The 19,657-nt window shown below is 60.8% G+C and carries 20 protein-coding genes; 8 read left to right on the top strand and 12 right to left on the bottom strand.

Annotation, left to right across the window (positions count from 1 at the left end; genetic code table 11):
• Positions 1 to 92: 92 nt before the first annotated feature.
• From VCB98_RS01720 to prmB, 4 genes are read right to left on the bottom strand one after another with little or no spacing between them, the layout of a single operon-like run.
• Positions 93 to 1,112 (bottom strand): aspartate-semialdehyde dehydrogenase, encoded by a 1,020-nt coding sequence (locus VCB98_RS01720; protein WP_346049839.1) that lies wholly within the window; start codon positions 1,110 to 1,112, stop codon positions 93 to 95.
• Positions 1,112 to 2,302 (bottom strand): MFS transporter, encoded by a 1,191-nt coding sequence (locus VCB98_RS01715; RefSeq protein WP_346049836.1) that lies wholly within the window; start codon positions 2,300 to 2,302, stop codon positions 1,112 to 1,114. Before VCB98_RS01715 ends, VCB98_RS01720 begins: the two co-directional genes overlap by 1 nt.
• Positions 2,299 to 3,402, bottom strand: coding sequence for a chorismate synthase (aroC, locus tag VCB98_RS01710; protein ID WP_346049834.1), 1,104 nt, complete (start codon positions 3,400 to 3,402; stop codon positions 2,299 to 2,301). The genes VCB98_RS01715 and aroC overlap by 4 nt, the downstream gene beginning before the upstream one ends.
• 2 nt (positions 3,403 to 3,404) lie before the next feature.
• On the bottom strand, positions 3,405 to 4,331 hold the full coding sequence (prmB, locus tag VCB98_RS01705; RefSeq protein ID WP_346049832.1) for a 50S ribosomal protein L3 N(5)-glutamine methyltransferase: 927 nt from the start codon (positions 4,329 to 4,331) through the stop codon (positions 3,405 to 3,407).
• Positions 4,332 to 4,419: 88 nt separating this feature from the next.
• Here prmB and VCB98_RS01700 point away from each other — a divergent pair, with 88 nt between their 5' ends.
• The 5 genes from VCB98_RS01700 to VCB98_RS01680 are packed head-to-tail and all read left to right on the top strand — an operon-like array spanning position 4,420 to position 8,222.
• Positions 4,420 to 5,082: an SCO family protein gene (locus tag VCB98_RS01700; protein WP_346049830.1), complete on the top strand. Its 663-nt coding sequence runs from the start codon at positions 4,420 to 4,422 to the stop codon at positions 5,080 to 5,082.
• 29 nt (positions 5,083 to 5,111) lie between these two features.
• Positions 5,112 to 5,591 (top strand): copper chaperone PCu(A)C, encoded by a 480-nt coding sequence (locus VCB98_RS01695; protein WP_346049828.1) that lies wholly within the window; start codon positions 5,112 to 5,114, stop codon positions 5,589 to 5,591.
• Positions 5,591 to 6,460, top strand: coding sequence for an archaetidylserine decarboxylase (asd, locus tag VCB98_RS01690; RefSeq protein ID WP_346049826.1), 870 nt, complete (start codon positions 5,591 to 5,593; stop codon positions 6,458 to 6,460). Before VCB98_RS01695 ends, asd begins: the two co-directional genes overlap by 1 nt.
• A gap of 5 nt (positions 6,461 to 6,465) precedes the next feature.
• Entirely contained in the window at positions 6,466 to 6,939 is a 474-nt protein-coding gene (gene msrC, locus VCB98_RS01685) for a free L-methionine (R)-S-oxide reductase MsrC (protein WP_346049824.1), read from the top strand.
• A 35-nt stretch (positions 6,940 to 6,974) separates the two neighbouring features.
• Positions 6,975 to 8,222: a cyclic di-GMP phosphodiesterase gene (locus VCB98_RS01680; protein ID WP_346049992.1), complete on the top strand. Its 1,248-nt coding sequence runs from the start codon at positions 6,975 to 6,977 to the stop codon at positions 8,220 to 8,222.
• 20 nt (positions 8,223 to 8,242) lie between these two features.
• Here the strand turns inward: VCB98_RS01680 and VCB98_RS01675 are convergent, their stop codons facing one another.
• The gene (locus VCB98_RS01675) at positions 8,243 to 9,442 is read right to left on the bottom strand and encodes a BaiN/RdsA family NAD(P)/FAD-dependent oxidoreductase (RefSeq protein ID WP_346049822.1); all 1,200 of its coding nucleotides are present in this window, start codon (positions 9,440 to 9,442) and stop codon (positions 8,243 to 8,245) included.
• A complete protein-coding gene (locus VCB98_RS01670) occupies positions 9,439 to 10,185 on the bottom strand; it encodes a creatininase family protein (protein WP_346049820.1) in 747 nt (248 codons plus the stop codon). The genes VCB98_RS01675 and VCB98_RS01670 overlap by 4 nt, the downstream gene beginning before the upstream one ends.
• Before the next feature lie 171 nt (positions 10,186 to 10,356).
• Between VCB98_RS01670 and VCB98_RS01665 the strand changes: the two genes are divergently transcribed.
• Positions 10,357 to 11,451 (top strand): hypothetical protein, encoded by a 1,095-nt coding sequence (locus VCB98_RS01665; protein ID WP_346049818.1) that lies wholly within the window; start codon positions 10,357 to 10,359, stop codon positions 11,449 to 11,451.
• 35 nt (positions 11,452 to 11,486) lie between these two features.
• On the opposite strand, the gene VCB98_RS01660 is transcribed toward VCB98_RS01665, so the two are convergent.
• The 5 genes from VCB98_RS01660 to efp form a co-directional block, all read right to left on the bottom strand.
• Positions 11,487 to 12,284, bottom strand: coding sequence for a transglutaminase domain-containing protein (locus VCB98_RS01660; RefSeq protein WP_346049816.1), 798 nt, complete (start codon positions 12,282 to 12,284; stop codon positions 11,487 to 11,489).
• The gene (locus VCB98_RS01655) at positions 12,281 to 13,180 is read right to left on the bottom strand and encodes a substrate-binding periplasmic protein (RefSeq protein ID WP_346049814.1); all 900 of its coding nucleotides are present in this window, start codon (positions 13,178 to 13,180) and stop codon (positions 12,281 to 12,283) included. Before VCB98_RS01655 ends, VCB98_RS01660 begins: the two co-directional genes overlap by 4 nt.
• Positions 13,181 to 13,259: 79 nt before the next feature.
• On the bottom strand, positions 13,260 to 13,697 hold the full coding sequence (msrB, locus tag VCB98_RS01650; protein ID WP_346049812.1) for a peptide-methionine (R)-S-oxide reductase MsrB: 438 nt from the start codon (positions 13,695 to 13,697) through the stop codon (positions 13,260 to 13,262).
• A gap of 9 nt (positions 13,698 to 13,706) precedes the next feature.
• Positions 13,707 to 14,696, bottom strand: coding sequence for an EF-P lysine aminoacylase EpmA (epmA, locus tag VCB98_RS01645; RefSeq protein WP_346049810.1), 990 nt, complete (start codon positions 14,694 to 14,696; stop codon positions 13,707 to 13,709).
• A gap of 3 nt (positions 14,697 to 14,699) precedes the next feature.
• Positions 14,700 to 15,269 carry an elongation factor P gene (efp, locus tag VCB98_RS01640; protein ID WP_346049808.1) on the bottom strand — a complete coding sequence of 190 codons (570 nt, stop codon included), beginning with the start codon at positions 15,267 to 15,269 and terminating at the stop codon, positions 14,700 to 14,702.
• Between the two features lie 117 nt (positions 15,270 to 15,386).
• Between efp and epmB the strand changes: the two genes are divergently transcribed.
• Positions 15,387 to 16,427: an EF-P beta-lysylation protein EpmB gene (gene epmB, locus VCB98_RS01635; protein WP_346049806.1), complete on the top strand. Its 1,041-nt coding sequence runs from the start codon at positions 15,387 to 15,389 to the stop codon at positions 16,425 to 16,427.
• Between the two features lie 158 nt (positions 16,428 to 16,585).
• Positions 16,586 to 18,655, top strand: coding sequence for an EAL domain-containing response regulator (locus VCB98_RS01630; protein WP_346049804.1), 2,070 nt, complete (start codon positions 16,586 to 16,588; stop codon positions 18,653 to 18,655).
• Positions 18,656 to 18,744: 89 nt separating this feature from the next.
• On the opposite strand, the gene htpX is transcribed toward VCB98_RS01630, so the two are convergent.
• A complete protein-coding gene (gene htpX / locus VCB98_RS01625; RefSeq protein ID WP_346049802.1) occupies positions 18,745 to 19,623 on the bottom strand; it encodes a protease HtpX in 879 nt (292 codons plus the stop codon).
• Positions 19,624 to 19,657: the final 34 nt, after the last annotated feature.

The raw sequence follows: 19,657 nt of genomic DNA, 5'->3' as shown, positions 1-19,657 counted from the left end.
GAGATACAGCAGCGACCCGGCATTACCGGACTGCTCATGGGCATGGAGCAAAGTCCTCACCAGTTTTCTCATGATAATGGGCTAAATATAGCTCACAAATAGTCTTTTACCAAAAGCTCGGCGATCTGAACACTGTTGAGTGCCGCACCCTTGCGGACATTATCCGCCACCACCCACAGATTCAGGCCGCTCTCGTGGGAAATATCTTCGCGGATTCTGCCCACATAGACGGGATCCTGATTGGCGGCCTCGGTCACCGCGGTGGGGTAGCCGGCGGGCTCACGGCGATCCAGAACTTCCACGCCCGGCGCCTTCTCCAGCAGGCGAGTGGCCTCTTCCGCGCTCAATTTTTCCCGGGTTTCGATATGAACGGCCTCACTGTGACCGAAAAACACCGGAATCCGCACGGCGGTGGGATTCACCTGGATGGCGGGATCGAGGATCTTCTGGGTCTCCCAGACCATCTTCATTTCTTCACGGGTGTAGCCATTGTCCTGGAAGGTGTCGATATGCGGAATGGCATTGAAGGCGATCTGCTTGGGCGAAATCTTGTTCTCAATCGGCTTGCCATTGAGCAGCTTGGCGGTCTGATCGGCCAACTCTTCCATGGCGGATTTGCCGCCACCGGACACGGCCTGGTAAGTGGCCACATTGATCCGCTTGATGGTCGCCGCGTCATGAAGGGGTTTGAGCGCCACCAGCATCTGAATGGTGGAGCAGTTGGGGTTGGCGATGATGCCACGATTGCGATACTCGGCAATCTTTTCCGGGTTCACCTCCGGAACCACCAGGGGGATGTCGTCTTCCAGGCGAAACTTGGAAGTGTTGTCGATCACCACGCAACCGGCTGCCGCCGCCTTGGGGGCGAACTGGGCGGAGATATCACCACCGGCGGAAAACAGGGCGACCTGGACCTTGGAGAAATCAAACTCGGCGAGATCCTCGACCGTGATCTCCTTGCCGGCATAACGAAGCTTCTTGCCCGCGGAACGGCTGCTGGCGAGGGGGTAGACCTTCCCCGCCGGAAACTGGCGCTGTTCCAGGATGGAAAGCATGGTCTCTCCAACCGCTCCGGTGGCGCCCACGACTGCAATGTCCACTTGCTTGCTCATTAGGATCTGACTCCCGTTGTCTGAAGGTTCGATGAATGTTGCGGCCCACCACCCGGCTCTCGCCCGGTGGGCAAGCCGAGCCAGGCGACCACCAGCCCCAGGCCCGCCAGCAAGCCGGCCAGCAGAAAAACCAGAACCCCATCGGTTCCGGCCCATAGATAGCCGGCACCAAGGCTGCCCACGGCACCCCCGGCACCAAAACTCAGGCTGCTGTATAAGGCCTGGCCCCGGCCTTGAAATGGCCCCCGGAAGAAGCGGTGAATGAAATGGACGGCGACGGCGTGATAAAGGCCGAAGCTGGCCATATGCAAGAGCTGGGCCGCGATCAATACCGGCATTTTATCAATAAATAGCGCGATCAGCAGCCAGCGCAGGGCAGTCAGGCCGAGAGCCACGACCATCAGGGTGCGGGGTCCGGCGTTTGCCAGCAGACGCGGCATGATCAGAAAAACGCCAATCTCGGCAACGACCCCCAGGGCCCAGAGCGCGCCAATGACCAGCCCCTGGTAGCCGGCATCCTGCAGATAAATGGTGAAAAAGCCGTAGTAGGGCCCATGACTGGCCTTGGCCAGGAAACAGGCCAGGAACAGGGAAATGACTTCGGGCCGGCGCATTATCGCGGCGATCCCGCCCGCGCTGGGCTGGGCGCGGCGGTCCGGACGCTCGGAGACGGCCAGGGTTGAAAACCACAGCAGGACCAAAAGCGCCCAGATGACCCAGGGCAGCAGGGCCTCGCCAAACTGATCCAAAAGCGGGCCCAGTACCACCACCGACGCAATGAACCCCACCGAGCCCCATAGGCGGATACGCCCGTATCGCTCCACCCGGGTGCCCAGATGGTTGAGGGTCAGGGCCTCGAACTGGGGCAAGGCGGCATTCCAGAAGAAACTGAAAGCCAGCATGACGGCCGCAATCCAGAGGTAACTGTCACCAGCGAGGATGCCCGCGAAACAGGCGGCGGCCATGAAAGCCGCCAGACGGATGATGGCAACCCGCCGCCCGCTCTGATCCGCGATCCACCCCCAGAGATAGGGAGCAATGATCTTGGTGCCCAGGAGGATGGCCATCAGCTCGCCAATCTGCGCGGGGCTGAACTCCAGCGAGCGCAGATAAGGCCCCCAATAAGGCACCAATCCGCCGAGCACGGCGAAATAAAGCAGATAGAAGCTGGACAGTCGGGCGGCGATCATTCCCCCGGGCGTGCCGGAATCCGAGGCCCCGGGGCGTCCACATCCGCGTTCTGGGCCCGGTGCCGCAGCCAGTGGTCCATGATCACCAGCAGGAGCATGGCCTCGGCGATGGGCACTGCCCTCAGCCCCACACAGGGATCGTGCCGGCCAGTGGTCACCACTTCCACCGCCTGCCCCGCCACATCCACGCTGCGACCGGGCAGACGCAAACTGGAGGTGGGCTTGAGGGCGATGCTCACCCGCAGGTCCTGGCCGGTACTGATACCGCCCAGCACGCCGCCGGCATGATTGCTGAGAAAGCCCTCCGGGGTCATTTCATCCCGGTGCTCGGTACCCTTTTGATGGACGCAGGCGAAACCATCGCCTACCTCGACACCCTTGACGGCATTGATCCCCATCATGGCCTTGGCCACATCCGCATCCAGGCGATCGAACACCGGCTCACCCAGGCCCACCGGCATGCCGGTGGCCACCAGATTGATGCGCGCGCCCACGGAATCACCGGACTTGCGCAGACGGTGCATGTACGCCTCCAACTCCTCTACCCGCTCCGGGTCGGCGCAGAAAAAGGGGTTGTCATCCACGGCGCTCCAGTCGGCAAAGCCCAGGGGGATTTCCCCGAGCTGGGCAAGGTAGCCCCGGACCTCCACGCCCAAATGCTGGCGCAGATACTGACGGGCGATGGCGCCGGCCGCCACACGCATGACCGTCTCCCGTGCCGAGGAGCGGCCACCACCTCGATAGTCCCGCCGGCCGTATTTGTGCATATAACTGTAATCGGCATGCCCGGGGCGGAAGCGATCGGCGATGTTGCGATAGTCCTTGGGTTTCTGGTCCTGGTTCTCCACCAGCAATCCGATCGGGGTGCCAGTCGTCTTGCCCTCGAAAACCCCCGAGAGAATGCGTACCTGATCAGGCTCACGACGCTGACTGGTGTGGCGCGAGCGCCCCGTCCGACGGCGCTCCACATCGGCCTGGATCAGGGCCTCGTCCACGGCCAGCCCCGGTGGACAGCCTTCGACTATGCAGCCCAGGGCGGGGCCATGACTCTCGCCGAAGCTGCTGACACGGAAGCGCTCACCGAATCCATTACCCGGCATGGTCAATCCCTCCCCGGGCCGTCGGCGGCAATGGCGCCCAGATCGGCCGCATGAATCACGCATATCCCCTGGCCACCCCGCTCGAACAGGGGCCATTCCATGGGCAGCTCGTTGAAGCGATTGGCGAGCGCTTCGGCCGCATTGCCCACCTCGATGACCAGAATGCCCTCCGGCGAAAGATAATCGGCCGCCGAGGCGATGATACGAGCGGCAATGGCAGTGCCCTCCTCCTCGGCCCGCAGCCCCAGCACCGGCTCGCGCTGATACTCGACCGGCAGTTCGGCCATTTCCGTGTCGGGCACGTAGGGCGGATTACTGATGATCAGATCGTAGCCCTGCCTCGGCGCATCGGCGAAAAGATCGCCCTGGTGGAGCTGGACCACGGACTGCAAACCATAACGAGCGACGTTTCGGCGAGCCACGGCAAGGGCCTCGGCCGAGAGTTCGGTGGCATGAACCTCATCGACACCCAGATGCATGGCGCAGGCAATGGCAATGCAGCCACTGCCGGTACACAGATCGAGCACCCGATTGAACCCCGTGGGCGGAGCGAAGGGGCCAAAGCCCTGCTCGATCAGCTCAGCCAGCGGCGAGCGGGGAACCAGCACATCCTCGGTGACATGAAAATCCAGCCCGGCGAAGCGTGCCTGTCCGGTAAGGTAGGCGGCCGGCTTCCGGCTGCTGAGACGCTCACCGATCAATTCCACCACTTCCGCCCGCTCCGTGGGCGTCAGCCGTGCCGAGTAGAGGGCATCCGGCAGCGGCGGGGTGACCGCCAGGGCGTGAAGAACCAGCCAGATGGATTCATCGAGGGCATTGTCGGTGCCGTGACCAAAATACAGGCCGGCCCGATTGAACTCGCTGGCCGCCCAGCGGACAAAATCGGCGACGGTCTCAAGTCCGTCCGGTTCTGAGGAAAAGCGCGACACGCGTCAAGGCCTCCTGGCAGCGAAACTGGCCGCTCATCATACCACCGGGACCTGCAGTTCCCGGGCCAGTTATGGGATAATTGCAACCATGAACAGTATCAGGCAGATCCTCATCCCACTAGTCATCCTTTGCTTCGCGGCCGCCGGTGCCACGGTAGCCTGGTTGACTTCCGACAGACCCGGTCAGCAACCGGACACCGAGGCCGTGCTGCTGGAGCAGCCTCGCCTGATCCCGGAGCTGCAACTGCTCGACCATCACGGGACCTACTGGTCGCCGGAACGACTCAAGGGCCAATGGACCCTGGTTTTCTTCGGTTTCACCCATTGTCCCGACATTTGCCCCGAGACCATGGTGCAGATGAATCAGGTCCACCGCATGGTCCAGGAGAACGGGCGAGTGATGCCGCCCTCCGTGCTATTTGTCTCCGTGGACCCCGCCCGGGACACGCCCGAGCGCCTTGCCGAATACGTGCCCTATTTCAACCGCAACTTTCTGGGCGTCACCGGCGGTGAGGCAGAGGTTGTGGAGCTGGCGCGCTCAATGGGTGTGCCGGTCTCCATCCCGGATGTTGATCCCGGCGAGGATTACGAAGTAGATCATGGATCCTCTCTGACCCTGGTGGGGCCGGACGGTAATATCCAGGCCTTTTTCACCGCCCCGCATCAGCCCGATCAGATAAGCCGGGACTTTGAAGCCATCGTCCGCTATCTGGGACAGGACCTGGGTCAGCAGCACGCCCAACATCAGTAAGTACTGACTTCCAAAGGATATCCGACGATATGAGAACTCTGTTTCTGGCGCTCGGCCTGCTTACCCTTTCCCTGGCTGTGCAGGCCGCCCCCCCGGTGACTGCCGAATCGCCCTGGGTGCGCGAAGCACCACCGGGATCCTCGGTAACCGCCGCCTACCTCGACCTGGTCAACCAGGGCGACGAGACCATCACCCTGGTGAACGTTCGAAGTGAGGAATTTCGCCGCGCCGAGATCCATGAAACCATCCATGAAGATGGTCAGGCGAAAATGCGTGCGGTCGATGAAATTGCAGTGCCCGCGGAAGGCCGGGTCGAGTTGAAACCCGGTGGCAAACACCTGATGTTGCATGAGCCGCGTGAAGAGCTATCCGTCGGAGACTGGGCTCATCTGGTGCTCGAATTCGACAATGGTCAGCTGCTTGAGCTGGCCGTTCCGGTCAAGCGACGCACGGGCCGGGATGATGACGATGACCATCATGACCATCACGAACATCGGGGGCATCATTGATGCGGCAGGCGCCCCCTCCCACTCTGGGTGATTATTGCCGTGCCCTGCCACAGCATCTGCTGCCCCAGCATGCCCTGTCGCGGCTGGTCCATGCCGTCACTCGTTCCCGCCGCCCCTGGCTGCGGAAACGTCTGATCGACGGTTTTCTGAATCGCTTCCCGGTGGAGCTGTCCGAGGCCGAACGGGAGAACCCGGGCGACTACGACAGTTTCAATGACTTCTTTAGCCGTGCGCTCAAGCCCGATGCCAGACCACTGGCAAACGCCCCGGTGCTCTCCCCCGTGGATGGACGCATCAGTCAGCTGGGACAGATCAGCGCCGGACGGCTGTTCCAGGCCAAGCGGCGCTGGTATCGCTTCGAGGAGCTGCTGGGACGCTCGGGGCGACAGACGGATTTCGAGAATGGACGCTTCTGCACCATCTACCTGGCGCCCCATAACTATCACCGTATCCACATGCCAATGAGCGGCCAGTTGACCGCCCTGCGCCACCTCCCGGGGCGGCTGTTCTCGGTCAACCCGGCCACCACCCGAGTGATTCCCGGACTGTTCGCCCGTAACGAACGCGTGGTCGCGGAATTCGATACAAAGTATGGCCCCATGGCGGTGGTGATGGTGGGTGCCCTGTTGGTGGGGTCCATTGAAACCGTCTGGACAGGGGAGATCACCCCTCCCACCCGGCTGCAGGCGCGGGAGCTGCCATTGCCGCCTGCCAGTCAGCGGGCATTGGCCCAGGGCGCGGAGCTGGGCCGTTTCAACATGGGGAGCACCGTGATTCTGATGCTGCCGGAAGGGGCGCCGGCCTTTGATCGCCGCCTTTATCCCACCGCCGCCCTGCGAATGGGGCAGGCCCTGGTCCAAGGAGACTAGATCGCATGTTCAGTCTGCCGCAACTCGATTACTCCCAGCGCGAGAGTTTCTACGACGATCTCCGCCTGGCGGCAATGGGCCTGGTCGCCGGAGAAAAACAGTTGATCGCCAATTGCGCCAATCTGTCCGCCCTGATCTACCACAGCCTGCCGGACGTGAACTGGGCCGGCTTCTACCTGATGGATGACGGCGAGCTGGTGGTCGGCCCCTTTCAGGGTAAGCCGGCCTGCGTCCGGATCCGTCTGGGTGAAGGCGTCTGTGGCACGGCCGCGGAGCGGCGGGAAAGCCTCGTCGTGGACGACGTGGACGCCTTCCCGGGGCATATTGCCTGCGACAGCGCCAGCCAGTCGGAGATCGTCATTCCACTGGTCCGCGATGGCCGGCTGCTTGGGGTACTGGACATCGATTCTCCACATAGGGCACGCTTTGATGAACAGGACCGTCAGGGCCTCGAGGCCTTGATCACGGTGCTGGACTGAAGCGCCCAATTTCGGGCAGGGAGCCGCCCTTGAGCATGATCAGGAAGGAAGTCGGGGAACTCGCACTGGGGATGTACATCAGCCGGCTGGATCGTCCCTGGCTGGAGAGCCCCTTTCTGTTTCAGGGCTTTTTGCTGGAACGGCAGGAAGACCTGGATACCATCCGCGAGATCTGTCGCTTTGTCGACGTGGATCCGGAGTTGTCCCGGATCGATGTTCAGGGCCCTGTTTCCCACAAACCCTCCCCGGCCCAGCCCAAAGAAGCTGCCCAGCCTACCAGCCGCCTGAAGGACACGCGCCTTAACCCCCAGCGAATTATCGCGACCCTGGAGCAACAACGGGAAAACCGGATCCGGACCCACGATTATCTCAAGCAACTGTTCACCGATATTCGCATGGGTCACAGCGTGGATAGCGAAGAAGCCAAGGAGTTCGTTGGCACGCTGGTTGATGCCATCACCGATTACCCGGATGTAGTGGTCTGGCTAACTCAGATGAAGAACCGGGATGAGTACACCTCGCTTCATTGCCTGAATGTCTGTGTACTCACTCTGGCCTTCTGTCATCACCTGGGCTATGGCGATGAAGATTTGAAAGCCATTGGCATGGGCGCGCTATTGCATGACATCGGCAAGGCGGAGATTCCGGAGGCAGTGCTCAACAAACCGGACAGGCTGACTCCCGAGGAATGGAAGATCATGCGTCAGCATCCCGAAATCGGTTATCGCATGATGCGCGGCTCGGGCCAGATTCCAGACGTTGCCCTTGCCATCATTCGTGGCCATCATCGCCGAGTTAACGGTGCCGGCTATCCCGAAGCATTTCCACAGGACGAACTCAGTCGCCCGGTTCTCGCCGCGGCCATTGCCGATGTCTATGACGCCATGACCAGCGACCGGCCCTATCACCGCGGACTGGCCGCTGATCAGGTGCTACGTACCATGCAACGTCATGGCAAAGACACCTTCGGCCAGGACCTGATGGACGAATTCATCCGTTGCGTGGGCATCTTCCCGGTAGGCAGTGTGGTGGAACTGGTCAATGGCAGCATTGCCCTGGTTATCTCCGCGGGCCGCAGTGCCCGGCTGCTGCCCCAGGTTCTTCTGCTGCGGGATACGAAAGGTCATAAACTGGAAAAGCGCAAGTTGATGGATCTTGCCCTGGCTGCGACCCGTCAACCGGAATCCGGCTGGCAAATCCGGCGTGTGGTTGAACCGGCTCGCCACCAGATCACCCAAAGAGAGTTGATGCTCACCAACGACAGTTCAGTCGCATCCAGCTAAGGGACCTCTGATTAATTCATTCAAACAACCTCTCCCGCCGCACGCCCCGACGCCCAGGCCCACTGAAAATTATGACCGCCCAGGTGCCCCGTCACATCGACCACCTCACCAATGAAATAAAGCCCCGACACGCTGCGACATTCCATGGTTTGGGAAGACAGTTGCCGAGTATCCACCCCACCCAGGGTCACCTCGGCGGTGCGATAACCTTCCGTCCCCGAAGGCCGCAATTGCCAGGGCTGACAATAAGCGATCACATCCTCAACATCCTTGTCTGACATATCTGCCAAGCGCGGATTGCCCAGATAAAGCTCACACCAACGCTCCGCCAGGCGGCGACTCAGCCAGTTGGAGAGCAGAGATTTGAGACGCAGTCTCGGTGTCTCGCGACGAGCTTGCTTGAGAGTGTCAGCCAATGCCTGGGCGGGAAACAGATCCAGCTCCACCGCCTCTCCGGGACGCCAATAAGATGAGACCTGCAATATCGCGGGACCACTCAGGCCACGATGGGTGAACAGCAGATTTTCGCGGAAACAGGCATGTGGCCCACTTCCCCCACCTGCACAGGCTTCGACCTCGGTCGAGACGCCGGACAGATCGGACAGGTCCCGCAGCTTGCGTTCATCCAGGGTAAAGGGAACCAGGCCGGCGCGGGTTTCCAGAACAGTCAGACCGAACTGCCTGGCCAGGTCGTAGCCAAAGCCACTTGCGCCCATTTTGGGAATGGACAGCCCACCTGTGGCAATCACCAGGCTCTCGCATGAATACAGGCCCGCGGAAGTCTGGAGCCGGAACCCTTCGTCCTTGATCACTTCCAGGACCGAGATACGGGTCATGATCTCTACGACCGCCGACTGACACTCGTGAAGCAGCAAATTGACGATGTCCCGAGACTTGCGGTCGCAGAACAACTGGCCGAGCTTTTTCTCATGGTAGGGAATGCCATGTGATTCCACCAGCGCGATAAAGTCCCAGGGCGTGTAACGGCTGAGCGCAGACTTGCAGAAGTGGGGGTTATCGGACAGGAAGTTATCCGGGGTGGAAAACATATTGGTGAAATTACAGCGACCGCCACCGGACATGAGGATCTTTTTGCCAACCTTGTTGGCATGATCCAGCACAAGCACCCGCCGGCCGCGCTGGCCGGCGGTGAGTGCACACATCAGTCCGGCGGCACCGGCCCCGATGATGATGACATCATAGGCCTGGGATTGGCTCACCGGGCCAACAGTTGCCGATAATCATCCAAAAGATCGGCGATCCCTGCCTCGAACAGCTTCTCACCGGCCTCCGGCGATGCCAGGGAGGGGTCGGAACCCACCCGGCCATCCGGGTAGTTGCGACGAAAATCCACCGCATCCCTGAATCCACCCGATGGCGCCCGCCGCGGGCTCATTTCCACCTGCTTAATGGCCTCGGGATAGGCATATTGGGTCAGAGAGACTTCCGAGCAGGTAGCATGGGAACCTTCGGCATCACCGAAGAGCTCGGCGGAAAGGGCCCGAACCCGATTACCGGCGAACCAATTCCCCAGATGGAGATGAGTGCTGGTTTCACAGCCGGGTGTCTCGTGCAGACTGTAGTCAGCGTAATACTCGGCGAAAGCCGCCTGCACGGTATTGATATTGCCGCCGTGACCATTGAGAAAGTACAGGTGACGGAAACCATGACGGGCCAGGGACTGAACCACATCGTAAACCACAGCCATCAGGGTCCGAGGGCGCAGGGTCACCGAACCCGGAAAGCAGAGGTGATGCTGGGCCATGCCAATGGACAGGGTCGGCGCGACCATTATTTCCTCCCGTTCACCTGCGGCACGGGCAATCACTTCCGGACACAAGGCGTCAGTTCCCACCAGGCCATTGGGCCCATGCTGCTCGGTGGATCCGATGGGAATGATGATGCCGGTGGATGCCTCCAGATAACGCTCCACCTCAAGCCAGGAACATAACCGCAACTGCATTGCCAATTCCCCTGTCGCTGTCAAAGCCTCCATTCTATCAGGCCACCCCAGGTCCAGTCGTGCTACCTTTGCGCAAGATCAAGACCCACAAGCACAAGACTCATGAACACAGGGGAGCTGTCATCCGTGATTTCTCTTCCGGGACGCGGGCAACTGCTAAGCATAATGCTGATGACTGCCCTGCCGCTTCAAGTTACGGCCTGGGAATTCGGCGGTGACATCCGCAGCGGCTTGTACGCCAGTGAACGCCTCGACCGGCAAGGTGAACGCCAGCGTGCGGATGATTGGCGGGCCCGAATCCGCCTGTCCGCGGACCGAGACCTGGCCGGCGACTGGCGTTTTCGGATTCGGGCAGCCGGCCGCTACAGCAGTGACGACAATACTGGCGATGCCTATTTCCGGGCCTGGGCCCCCACCCGTAGCGGCATTGCCACTGGCGATACCACCATCGATACCCTGCAATGGCAGTGGCAGCCTGAACACGGGGAATGGGGCGTGTTGATCGGCCGTTTCCAGGCCCAGGCCGGCATTCCTGTCGTGCCCGGGAAGGGACTGGACCGCAAGGACAGCTCCAATGTAGGCGTAAGCTGGACCGACGGCATCGAGTTGAGCCACCCCCTACCCGGCCGTTGGCAGGGCCGAAGCCGCTTATTCTACAACCACCAGCGCGGGGCTGGCGGCGTCTATCGATTCCCCCTCGACCACCAGGACTCAGGCAGTCGCCTGGCCCTGAGCAGTGCGTTCGAATCCACTGCCGGACCCGGCCCCTTGATCCTTAGGCGAGTCACCATCACCTGGATGCCGGACAGCCTGGCCCCTGACGGCCCCCAGTCGCCACGGCGAGAGGATTACCGCAGCCTGACTGGCAGCCTGGCCACCTCCTGGCCCGTGGCCCCGTCCGGCACGCGATTGGTGGTGGCGGGAGAACTGGGCTTCACCGATGCCCGCGTGCCTACCGGGCTGCTGGACGCGGGCGACGAGGGGACCCTGGGCGGCCGCGCCTGGCAGGCCTCGGCGAACCTGTTTGATCTGGCGCCGGGCCATCTTCTGGGACTGGTCTATGGCGAGGCCGAAGGCAGCTGGCTCCATTCCGTTGATTACCGAAATAATGATGCCCTGGCGGAAATTCGCTATCAGTACCGCTTTACCCCGGCCCTGTCCTTCGAAGGCCGCTATCGTTGGCGGCGAGAATTGAAAGTGCCGGATGACAGCCCCAGACGCCGAGTGGATCAGGATATCTACCTTCGCCTAAGCGCACGTTTCTAGCTGGGAATATAACTCGTTCAGTCTGCTCTGCCCGATTAGGGCACCCGGGAGACCGAGAATGTCATTGATTCCACCTTCAGGGGAGGACCGAACTGGTGAAATATGGGCACATCGGCACCATCACGCCCGACACCCAGCACCAGACGGTCACCACCCTTGCCTTCCTGGGTGGGATCAAAGGCATGCCAGTGCTCTCCCAACCAGACCTCGAACCAGGCATGCAGGTCCATGGGCTCCAGTTCATGGAGGTAGCCACTGACAAAACGGGCGGGAATGCTCAGGGCACGACAGAGCCCGACACCGAGATGGGCCAGGTCTCTGCATACCCCGTATCCACGACTGTATACTTCCGTAGCGCTGATCAGCTCATGCCCTTCACCAGGCCGATAGGCAATTTGTTCAGAAATCCAGTCCACGATCCTCTTTACCTGCGCGTAGCCTGACGGTGCATCGCCAACGATTCGCCAGGCCAATTCATCCAGTCGGTCCGATTCGCAGTAACGGCTGGGCAGAAGATAGGGAATCACGGCATCCGGCACCTGCTCTACCGGGGTGAAGGACAGTGTCTGATCAATGGCCGGGTGCAGTGGCACTGCCACCCTGGCCATACCGTGAATTCTGCAATGCCCCGCGGGCACCATGATCCGTTGACAACGATTGCCATGGACATCCTGATACTCCCGGATAGTGACTATCGGGGACAGATGGAACTCATCCTGACTGATCCACTGATGCTCGCAGGCCCGCGGCCTCAACATCAGCAGTAGCGGTGTTTCCATGCTGGCATGGAAACGAATATCAAAATGTGATTCCAGATCGACTCTGCCAATCATTGGGTCTTGCTTTCTTCCGCCGCCGCCATCAACAGAGCGGAAACTTCGGAGCCCAGGTAGTCTTCCAGCGTTTGCTGCCAGAAATCCGATTGCAGCAAACCACCATGTGCGTTCTGAAAGTATTCTTCCATCAATGCCTCCCAGTCGCTGCCATGGGGCATGATGACGCCAAAGGCCTCACCAGGGTCATCACCGACCGGGTGGCGGCGCAGAGGCATGCCTTCCTCTCTGGCCCGAACAAAGTTGTAGGCATCAATCCAGGCAAAATGGCCACCTTCAGCCACTCGCTCCAGAATCTCGTCATTGGATTCGGCCAGATCGATGGCCAGGTCCGGCATGGACCGCTCTTTCAGGCGTTCCAGTCTTTCCTCATGAAGCGTCCCCGCGAAGCCCAGGCCCCGTAGGTCGGAGAAGACTTGATCACTGTTAGCCATCTCCGACAGTTCAGAGACTTCATCCACGGTAATCAGAACCGCCACGTTATAGACGTAGGGGGGTGAAAAGGCCAGCTCCTCTCGTCGTTCCTCGGTGATGGTGACATTACCAATACCAAAGACACCTTCTTCGCTATTCACCACCCGACGATAGAAGCGGCTCCAGTCCTGCTCTTCCTCAAATTCAATACCGAGCCTCACATCATGGGTTTCACCCACCCAGCGGACAAAATCACGCATCAAGGTAACGGTGACACCGGAAAGCTGCCCCTCCTCGTCTTCACCCCGCCAGGCCCAACCCCGGGCAGGGACGTAGAGCACCCGTATCTCTCCCTGCCCCTCTTGGCTGATCGACTGCCAGGACCCGCCATGCGCCACAGCATCACCATCAGCGCCCCGCTCATCGGTTTGACAGGCCCCGAGAGCGAGGGTCAGCAGAAGGATCGACAGCAATCTGAACATGGACATTCTCCTTCGATAAGACTCGGATAGATTCATTGGCGAGACCACCTGGCACAGCGGCTCTTTTGATCAGGGGTGATCATTGATCAGGCTGGCGCAAATCAGGCATTCTCTCACCCTCCGGGATAAACACCAGCGCCAGGCCATTGTTGCAATAGCGCAGGCCGGTAGGGGGTGGGCCGTCGGGGAAGACATGCCCCTGATGGCCGCCGCAGCGAATGCAATGATATTCAGTACGCGGCATGGTGAGCTTGAAATCCTCGCGAGTGCCAATCCGCCCCGGCAGAGACTCAAAAAAGCTCGGCCAGCCCGAGCCGCTGTCATACTTCATGCCGGCATCAAATAATGGCAAGTAACAGGCGGCACAGATGAAGGTACCAGGGCGAGTCTCATGATTCAGCTCGCTGCTGCCCGGGCGCTCGGTCGCTTCACCGAATAACACCTTATATGCCGGGGTATCCAGCAATGGTTTCCACCGTTCGCTATCAACGCCCAATGGCTTGATTGATTCACTCATTTGCTACCTCTAGGCACGGTCCCAGGGGAAGGCTGTCACCGGCCCGATGCCGTCACAGCCCAGTACCAGGGCAATCAGCCGATCCAGACCGAGAGCGACGCCGGCACAGTCGGGGAGCCCGGCCTCCAGGGCAGAAATCAACTGCGGGTCCCAGGGCACCGGCGGCAACCCCTGGCCCTGGCGCTCTTCCGTCTCGACCCGGAAACGCCTCAATTGCTCCTCCGGATCACTCAACTCATGAAAGCCGTTGGCAATCTCGACCCCGCCCAGCACCACTTCAAATCGGGCCGCCGTCGGTGGTGAACCCGGATGCACCCTGGCCAAGGCGGCCTGGTCAGCTGGAAACTCCGTCACCACGGCAGGACGGCCATGGCCCAGGGCGGGGTATACCTTCAGGCTGCCCAGCAAATCCAGCCAGTCGTTCCGCCCCCAATCCAAGGGGCCGCCGGTGCCGGTCACGCGTATGGCTGCCTCGGCAATCGCCCCGGTCTCGTCTTCGAAGGGATCGACTCCGGCATGACGCCGATAGGCCTCACGATAGCTGATTACCGCCGGCTCTGACTCCAGATTTGCCAGTGGCCCCTCGGCTTCCCTGGCCAGTTCGGCAACCAGCTCACAGACTTCCATGGCCAAAGCCTGCTCTTCCATGCCCAGACGGTACCACTCAAGCAAGGTGAACTCGGGATTGTGCCAGCGGCCCTGCTCCCCATCGCGAAATACAGGACAGATCTGATAGATATCACCGCTGCCACTGGCGAGCAGGCGCTTCATGGGGAATTCCGGGGAGGTATGCAGCCAGCGTCTGCCATCGCCGGCCTCGGCCGGGATCGAGGGAATGGCCGGGTCGGGGATGCCCCAGCGTGACAGCAGCGGCGTATTCACTTCCAGGACCCCGCGCCGGTCGAAGAAGGCGCGGACCTGCCGGAGCAACCGCGCCCGTTGCCGGAGGCTCTCCATCGCGGCAACGGGTCGCCAGGCTGCGGAAGGCTTTCGGCTCAAGACTCAGTCCTTGACGCGAGAGACATATTCACCTTTGCGGGTATCGACCTTGATCACCTCGCCTTCGTCAATGAACAAGGGAACGCGAACCACGGCTCCGGTCTCCAGCGTGGCAGGCTTGCCGCCCCCACCCGAGGTATCACCGCGGACACCGGGATCAGTCTCCACGATCTTGAGCTCGGTAAACGGTGGCGGCTCCACGGACAGGGGATCCCCCTGGTAGAGAGTGACCTTGCAAACGTCCTGTTCACGGATCCACTTGGCAGTCTCCCCCATGGCCGCCGGAGAGGCCTGGTGCTGCTCGAAGGTATCGGGCACCATGAAGTAGTAGAATTCACCATCCGTGTACAGATACTGCATGTCCATCTCGAAGACATCGGCAGCTTCAACGGATTCACCGGACTTGAAAGTCCGATCGATTACCCGGCCGGTTTTGAGGTTACGAACCTTGACCCGATTGAAGGCCTGGCCCTTGCCGGGCTTGACGAACTCGTTTTCCAGAATATTGTAGGGCTCGCCGTCAAGCATGATCTTGAGCCCGCCCTTGAATTCGTTGGTGCTATAAGTGGCCATTGAAAAACCCCATTTAAGATTCCGGTGCAAAATTGCAGAATGGGCCCCTGCCCACGAAGGGGCCCCGGCCCGGCCGGGAACCCGATAATCCAGCGTCCCCTGGAGACAAAGCCCAGTATGATACCTGCTCACTCCGCACCCCGTCAGCCCGCCGGGCAATCCAGGCCGTCAGAACAGGCGAGCGAGGCAGATTGGCACCGACTCCTGGCTCAAGGTTATCGCGAGGTGGGTGCCCTCTTGCAGGACCTGTCCCTGAGCGCCGAGGAGCTGGCCGAGCCGGTGGATCCCGCCACCCCTTTCCCGCTAAGGGTCCCTCGCGGCTATGTTGCCCGCATGCGACCCGGTGACCCGACCGACCCCCTGTTGCGGCAGGTACTGCCACTGGATAGGGAAAACGATGCGGTTCCCGGCTACGTCAATGATCCGGTTGGGGATCTGGACAGTCGCCAGAGCGCGGGCGTCCTGCACAAGTATCCGGGGCGGGCATTGCTGGTCACCACCGGTGCCTGCGCCATCCACTGCCGTTACTGTTTCCGGCGTCATTTTCCCTATGGCGAGGAAAATGCCGGCCGCAAGCGGTGGCGGAACAGCCTGGAGGCGGTGGCCGCCGATGACAGCATCCGGGAAGTGATCCTGAGCGGTGGCGACCCCCTCAGCCTGGATAACGACAAACTCCGCCCCCTCATCGAAGGCCTGGGCAAGATAGCCCACGTGGAGCGTCTGCGCATCCATACCCGCTTGCCGGTGGTGCTGCCGGAAAGGATCGATCCAGAGCTGGTGGCGTTACTGACAGCATTTCCCGGGCCAGTGTGCCTGGTCATTCACGCCAACCATGCCCAGGAGCTGGATGAGAGCGTGGCCCGAGCCCTCGGCCCCTTGCGCGAGGCCGGTGTTCTGCTGCTCAACCAGGCGGTTCTACTCAAGGGCGTCAATGACAGCGTCAGCGCTCAAGAGGATCTGTCGGCGCGACTGACCGCGCTCGCTGTGGCACCCTATTACCTGCATCAGTTGGATCCCGTGGCCGGCGCGGCCCATTTTCAGGTTTCCGATCACCGCGCCCGGACCATCATTGACGAACTGCGCCGCTTGGCTCCCGGTTACATGGTTCCCCGATTGGTACAGGAAATTCCGGGCGACCAGGCCAAGCGGCCGCTGTAATGAAATCACTATTATCGAGGGGGCTCGTTTACACTGGAAAATCGAGCACGATTCCGTTACAAGTGTCGAGTTGGAGTCGGTCTTTCAGGGACAGGAAAGCTTGCCCCCGACCCGCCCGCGCCTTTTCGAACACGCTAACAGTCAGGATCCGACCCTAAATGAAACGAAGCTATCTACCAGCCATTGTTCTGACCCAGTCACAGGACGACGCGGAAGTCCTAAACCGGCTGCTGCGCAATGCAGGCCACGCGGTTCGCCCCAAGTGGATCAGCCGTTTCGAGGATCTGGAAAAGGAGCTGCGGGCAGAGGAGCCGGACCTGATCGTTTCCTACACCAAGGGTGCCGGCGCCGGCCTGTCCAAGGTGATCGAGCTGCGGGACAAACATGCCCCCCTGGTTCCCGTCATTGCCATCAGTGAAGAAGCCAGCGAGGAAGCGGTCGCCAAGGCCATCCAGACCGGGGCCCGTGACCTGGTTTCCCTGGACAAGACGGAACGCCTGGTGGCGGTGGTCTCGCGGGAGCTGGAGGTACTGGGCCAGGCCCGGGCCCTGCATGAAGCCCGCAAGCAACTCCGCGAGTATGAAGAACGCTTCGAGGGCATTCTGGAAGACTCGGCCGATGCCCTGGCGTATATCCAGGAGGGTATCCACGTCAGTGCCAACCCGGCCTACATCGAACTGTTCGGCTATGAGGATGCCGATGATGTGGAAGGCATGCCGGTCATGGACTTCTTCAGCAAGGAGTCTCAGGCCGACATTCGCAAGATCCTGAAGCAGACCCTCAAGGGCAAGCCACCCACGGAAGCGCTGACGCTCAAGGGCCGTAAAGCCGATGGCGGCGAAGTGGAGCTGACCGTGGAAGTACGCGGCCTTGAGATGGATGGCGAACCGGCCGTCGAGCTGGCCATTCGCAGCGAAGGCGGTGACCCGGAAGCCTACGAACGACAACTGGCAGAACTGGAACGCCGGGATTCCCTCACCGGCCTGTTCAATCGCAATTACTTCAACCAGATTCTGACTCAGCGTTTTGAGAGCCGACAGGATGATGACAAGGCCCGGACCTTGCTGGTGGTCCAGCCGGACAAATTCGATTCCGTGCGGGAGCGCATTGGTGTCGTGGCCTCCGATGATGTGCTGAAGGGGCTGGCCGAGATCATCCGAAACCACGCTGAAGACGGTGATTTCCCGGCACGCCTGGAGAATGCCAGCTTCGCCGTCATGCTGGAACGGGGAAATCTAGCGGCGGTAAAAAGCTGGGCCGAGTCTCTCAACCAGGCCATCGCCAAGCATGTCTTCGAGGCAGGTGGCCAATCCACCGCCATGACGGCCACCATCGGCATCAGCGAGATGTCGGAGCTGATCGAAACCGCAGATGGGCTATTAAGCACGGCCCTGGAAGCAGTGGCCCAGGGCGGCAAGGCCGGCGGCGGCAAAGTTATCGTCTATGAGCCACCGGAAACCGATGCCGAAGGGCAGCTCTCGGATCATGCCTGGGCCAAGCGCATCCGTGCCGGCGTGGAGCAGGACCTGTTCCAGCTGGTTTACCAGCCCATTGCGGACCTTACCGGTGGTGATTCGGACCTCTCCGATATTCTGGTCCAACTCAGGGACGAAGAAGGCGAGGAATTCCAGGCCCATGATTTCATGCCGGCTGCCGAACGACAGCGGCTGGTTGGTCTTGTGGATCATTGGGTGATTGATCACTCGCTCAAGGTGCTCAAGGAAAGAATGGAAAAGGGCCAGCCCGGCCGCTTCTTCCTGAGAGTTTCACACCAGACTCTCGCCGACCCGAAGCTGGTGAAATGGATACTGGGCAAGGTCAAGCAGTCTGATACCCTCGCCAAGCATGTGGTCTTTGAAATCTCGGAGCATTCTCTGGACAAGCGCCTCAAGGAAGGCAAGGCCTTTGCCGCAGAGGCTCGCGACCTGGGCTGCGGCGTGGCCGTTGAGCATTTCGGGATCGGCCTCAACTCCATGCAGACTCTGAGTCACATGGACATGGACTTTCTAAAGATCGACGGCTCATTCATGCAGGGCATCGATAGCGACGATGCCAAGCGGGAACAAGTCGAGCAATTCATTGCCGCGGCCAAGGAGCGGGACATCACGACCGTTGCCGAACGAGTGGAAGACGCCAACACCATGGCGGTCCTTTTCCAACTGGGTGTCGCCTACATTCAGGGCAACTACGTTCAGGAACCGGAAGTGGTAATGGAAGAACAGGAATAAGCCCGGGCATTCGGCCTGGGCGCGACGCGGGGGCTTCCATGCCCCCAAGCCGCTTTCTCGAAACGCAGCCTGGCGCTGCGTTTTCTTTTTTACCGAAGCCGCTGAAGTGCCTCGATGCGCTCCTCAATGGGCGGATGACTCATGAACAATCTCTTCAGACCCTGACCGGGCCGCCCGAAGATACCAAAGGCTGCCATCTGGTCGGGCAGTTCTTCGTTGCGCGGATTGGCCAGCCGCTTGAGAGCGCTGATCATCTTCTCCCGCCCCGCCAGGCGAGCACCCCCTTCGTCGGCCCGGAACTCCCGGTAGCGGGAGAACCACATCACGATGGTGCTGGCGAGGATGCCCAATACAATCTGGGCAATGATGGCCGTGATGAAATAACCCGGGCCATGACCGTGCTGGGTCTTGAACACCGCCCGATCCACCACATGGCCGACGATGCGGGAAAGGAAGATCACGAAGGTGTTCACCACCCCCTGCACCAGGGCCAGGGTCACCATGTCGCCATTGGCCACATGGCTGACCTCATGGCCCAACACGGCCTCCACTTCATCCCGGCTCATGTTGCGCAACAGGCCCACACTCACAGCCACCAGGGCCTTGTTCTTGTTCATGCCGGTGGCAAAGGCATTCATTTCCCCACCGGGATAAATGGCGACTTCCGGGGTGGCAATATTGCACTGCCGGGCCTGGTTTTCCACCACCCGCAGTAGCCAGGCTTCGGTTTCATTGCGGGGCTGGGTGATGACCTGGGCACCGGTCATCTTCTTGGCAGTCCACTTGGACATGGCCAGGGAAATGAAAGAGCCACCCATCCCGAGAATGAAGGAAAAAATCAGCAGGGCCTGGAAATTGATCGCACCCTGCTCGTCCAGGTAGCGATCCACACCAAGGATGGAGGCCACCACGAACAGCACAGCCAGGATGGCCAGGTTGGTAATCAGAAACAGACCGACTCGCTTCATTGTTGGCAACACTCCGTTTGAGTTTCACTGCCGA

The sequence above is a fragment of the Natronospira elongata genome (assembly GCF_034931365.1).
GTDB lineage: Bacteria > Pseudomonadota > Gammaproteobacteria > Natronospirales > Natronospiraceae > Natronospira > Natronospira elongata.
This window is presented reverse-complemented; position numbering and strand designations above follow the sequence as displayed.

What these genes read in the sequence shown, in the direction of transcription:
- VCB98_RS01720 (WP_346049839.1), bottom strand. Translation starts at nt 1,112, where the DNA reads ATGAGCAAGCAAGTGGACATTGCAGTCGTGGGCGCCACCGGAGCGGTT.
- VCB98_RS01715 (WP_346049836.1), bottom strand. Translation starts at nt 2,302, where the DNA reads ATGATCGCCGCCCGACTGTCCAGCTTCTATCTGCTTTATTTCGCCGTG.
- aroC (WP_346049834.1), bottom strand. Translation starts at nt 3,402, where the DNA reads ATGCCGGGTAATGGATTCGGTGAGCGCTTCCGTGTCAGCAGCTTCGGC.
- VCB98_RS01700 (WP_346049830.1), top strand. Translation starts at nt 4,420, where the DNA reads ATGAACAGTATCAGGCAGATCCTCATCCCACTAGTCATCCTTTGCTTC.
- VCB98_RS01695 (WP_346049828.1), top strand. Translation starts at nt 5,112, where the DNA reads ATGAGAACTCTGTTTCTGGCGCTCGGCCTGCTTACCCTTTCCCTGGCT.
- asd (WP_346049826.1), top strand. Translation starts at nt 5,591, where the DNA reads ATGCGGCAGGCGCCCCCTCCCACTCTGGGTGATTATTGCCGTGCCCTG.
- msrC (WP_346049824.1), top strand. Translation starts at nt 6,466, where the DNA reads ATGTTCAGTCTGCCGCAACTCGATTACTCCCAGCGCGAGAGTTTCTAC.
- VCB98_RS01680 (WP_346049992.1), top strand. Translation starts at nt 6,975, where the DNA reads ATGATCAGGAAGGAAGTCGGGGAACTCGCACTGGGGATGTACATCAGC.
- VCB98_RS01670 (WP_346049820.1), bottom strand. Translation starts at nt 10,185, where the DNA reads ATGCAGTTGCGGTTATGTTCCTGGCTTGAGGTGGAGCGTTATCTGGAG.
- VCB98_RS01665 (WP_346049818.1), top strand. Translation starts at nt 10,357, where the DNA reads ATGACTGCCCTGCCGCTTCAAGTTACGGCCTGGGAATTCGGCGGTGAC.
- VCB98_RS01660 (WP_346049816.1), bottom strand. Translation starts at nt 12,284, where the DNA reads ATGATTGGCAGAGTCGATCTGGAATCACATTTTGATATTCGTTTCCAT.
- VCB98_RS01655 (WP_346049814.1), bottom strand. Translation starts at nt 13,180, where the DNA reads ATGTTCAGATTGCTGTCGATCCTTCTGCTGACCCTCGCTCTCGGGGCC.
- msrB (WP_346049812.1), bottom strand. Translation starts at nt 13,697, where the DNA reads ATGAGTGAATCAATCAAGCCATTGGGCGTTGATAGCGAACGGTGGAAA.
- efp (WP_346049808.1), bottom strand. Translation starts at nt 15,269, where the DNA reads ATGGCCACTTATAGCACCAACGAATTCAAGGGCGGGCTCAAGATCATG.
- epmB (WP_346049806.1), top strand. Translation starts at nt 15,387, where the DNA reads ATGATACCTGCTCACTCCGCACCCCGTCAGCCCGCCGGGCAATCCAGG.
- VCB98_RS01630 (WP_346049804.1), top strand. Translation starts at nt 16,586, where the DNA reads ATGAAACGAAGCTATCTACCAGCCATTGTTCTGACCCAGTCACAGGAC.
- htpX (WP_346049802.1), bottom strand. Translation starts at nt 19,623, where the DNA reads ATGAAGCGAGTCGGTCTGTTTCTGATTACCAACCTGGCCATCCTGGCT.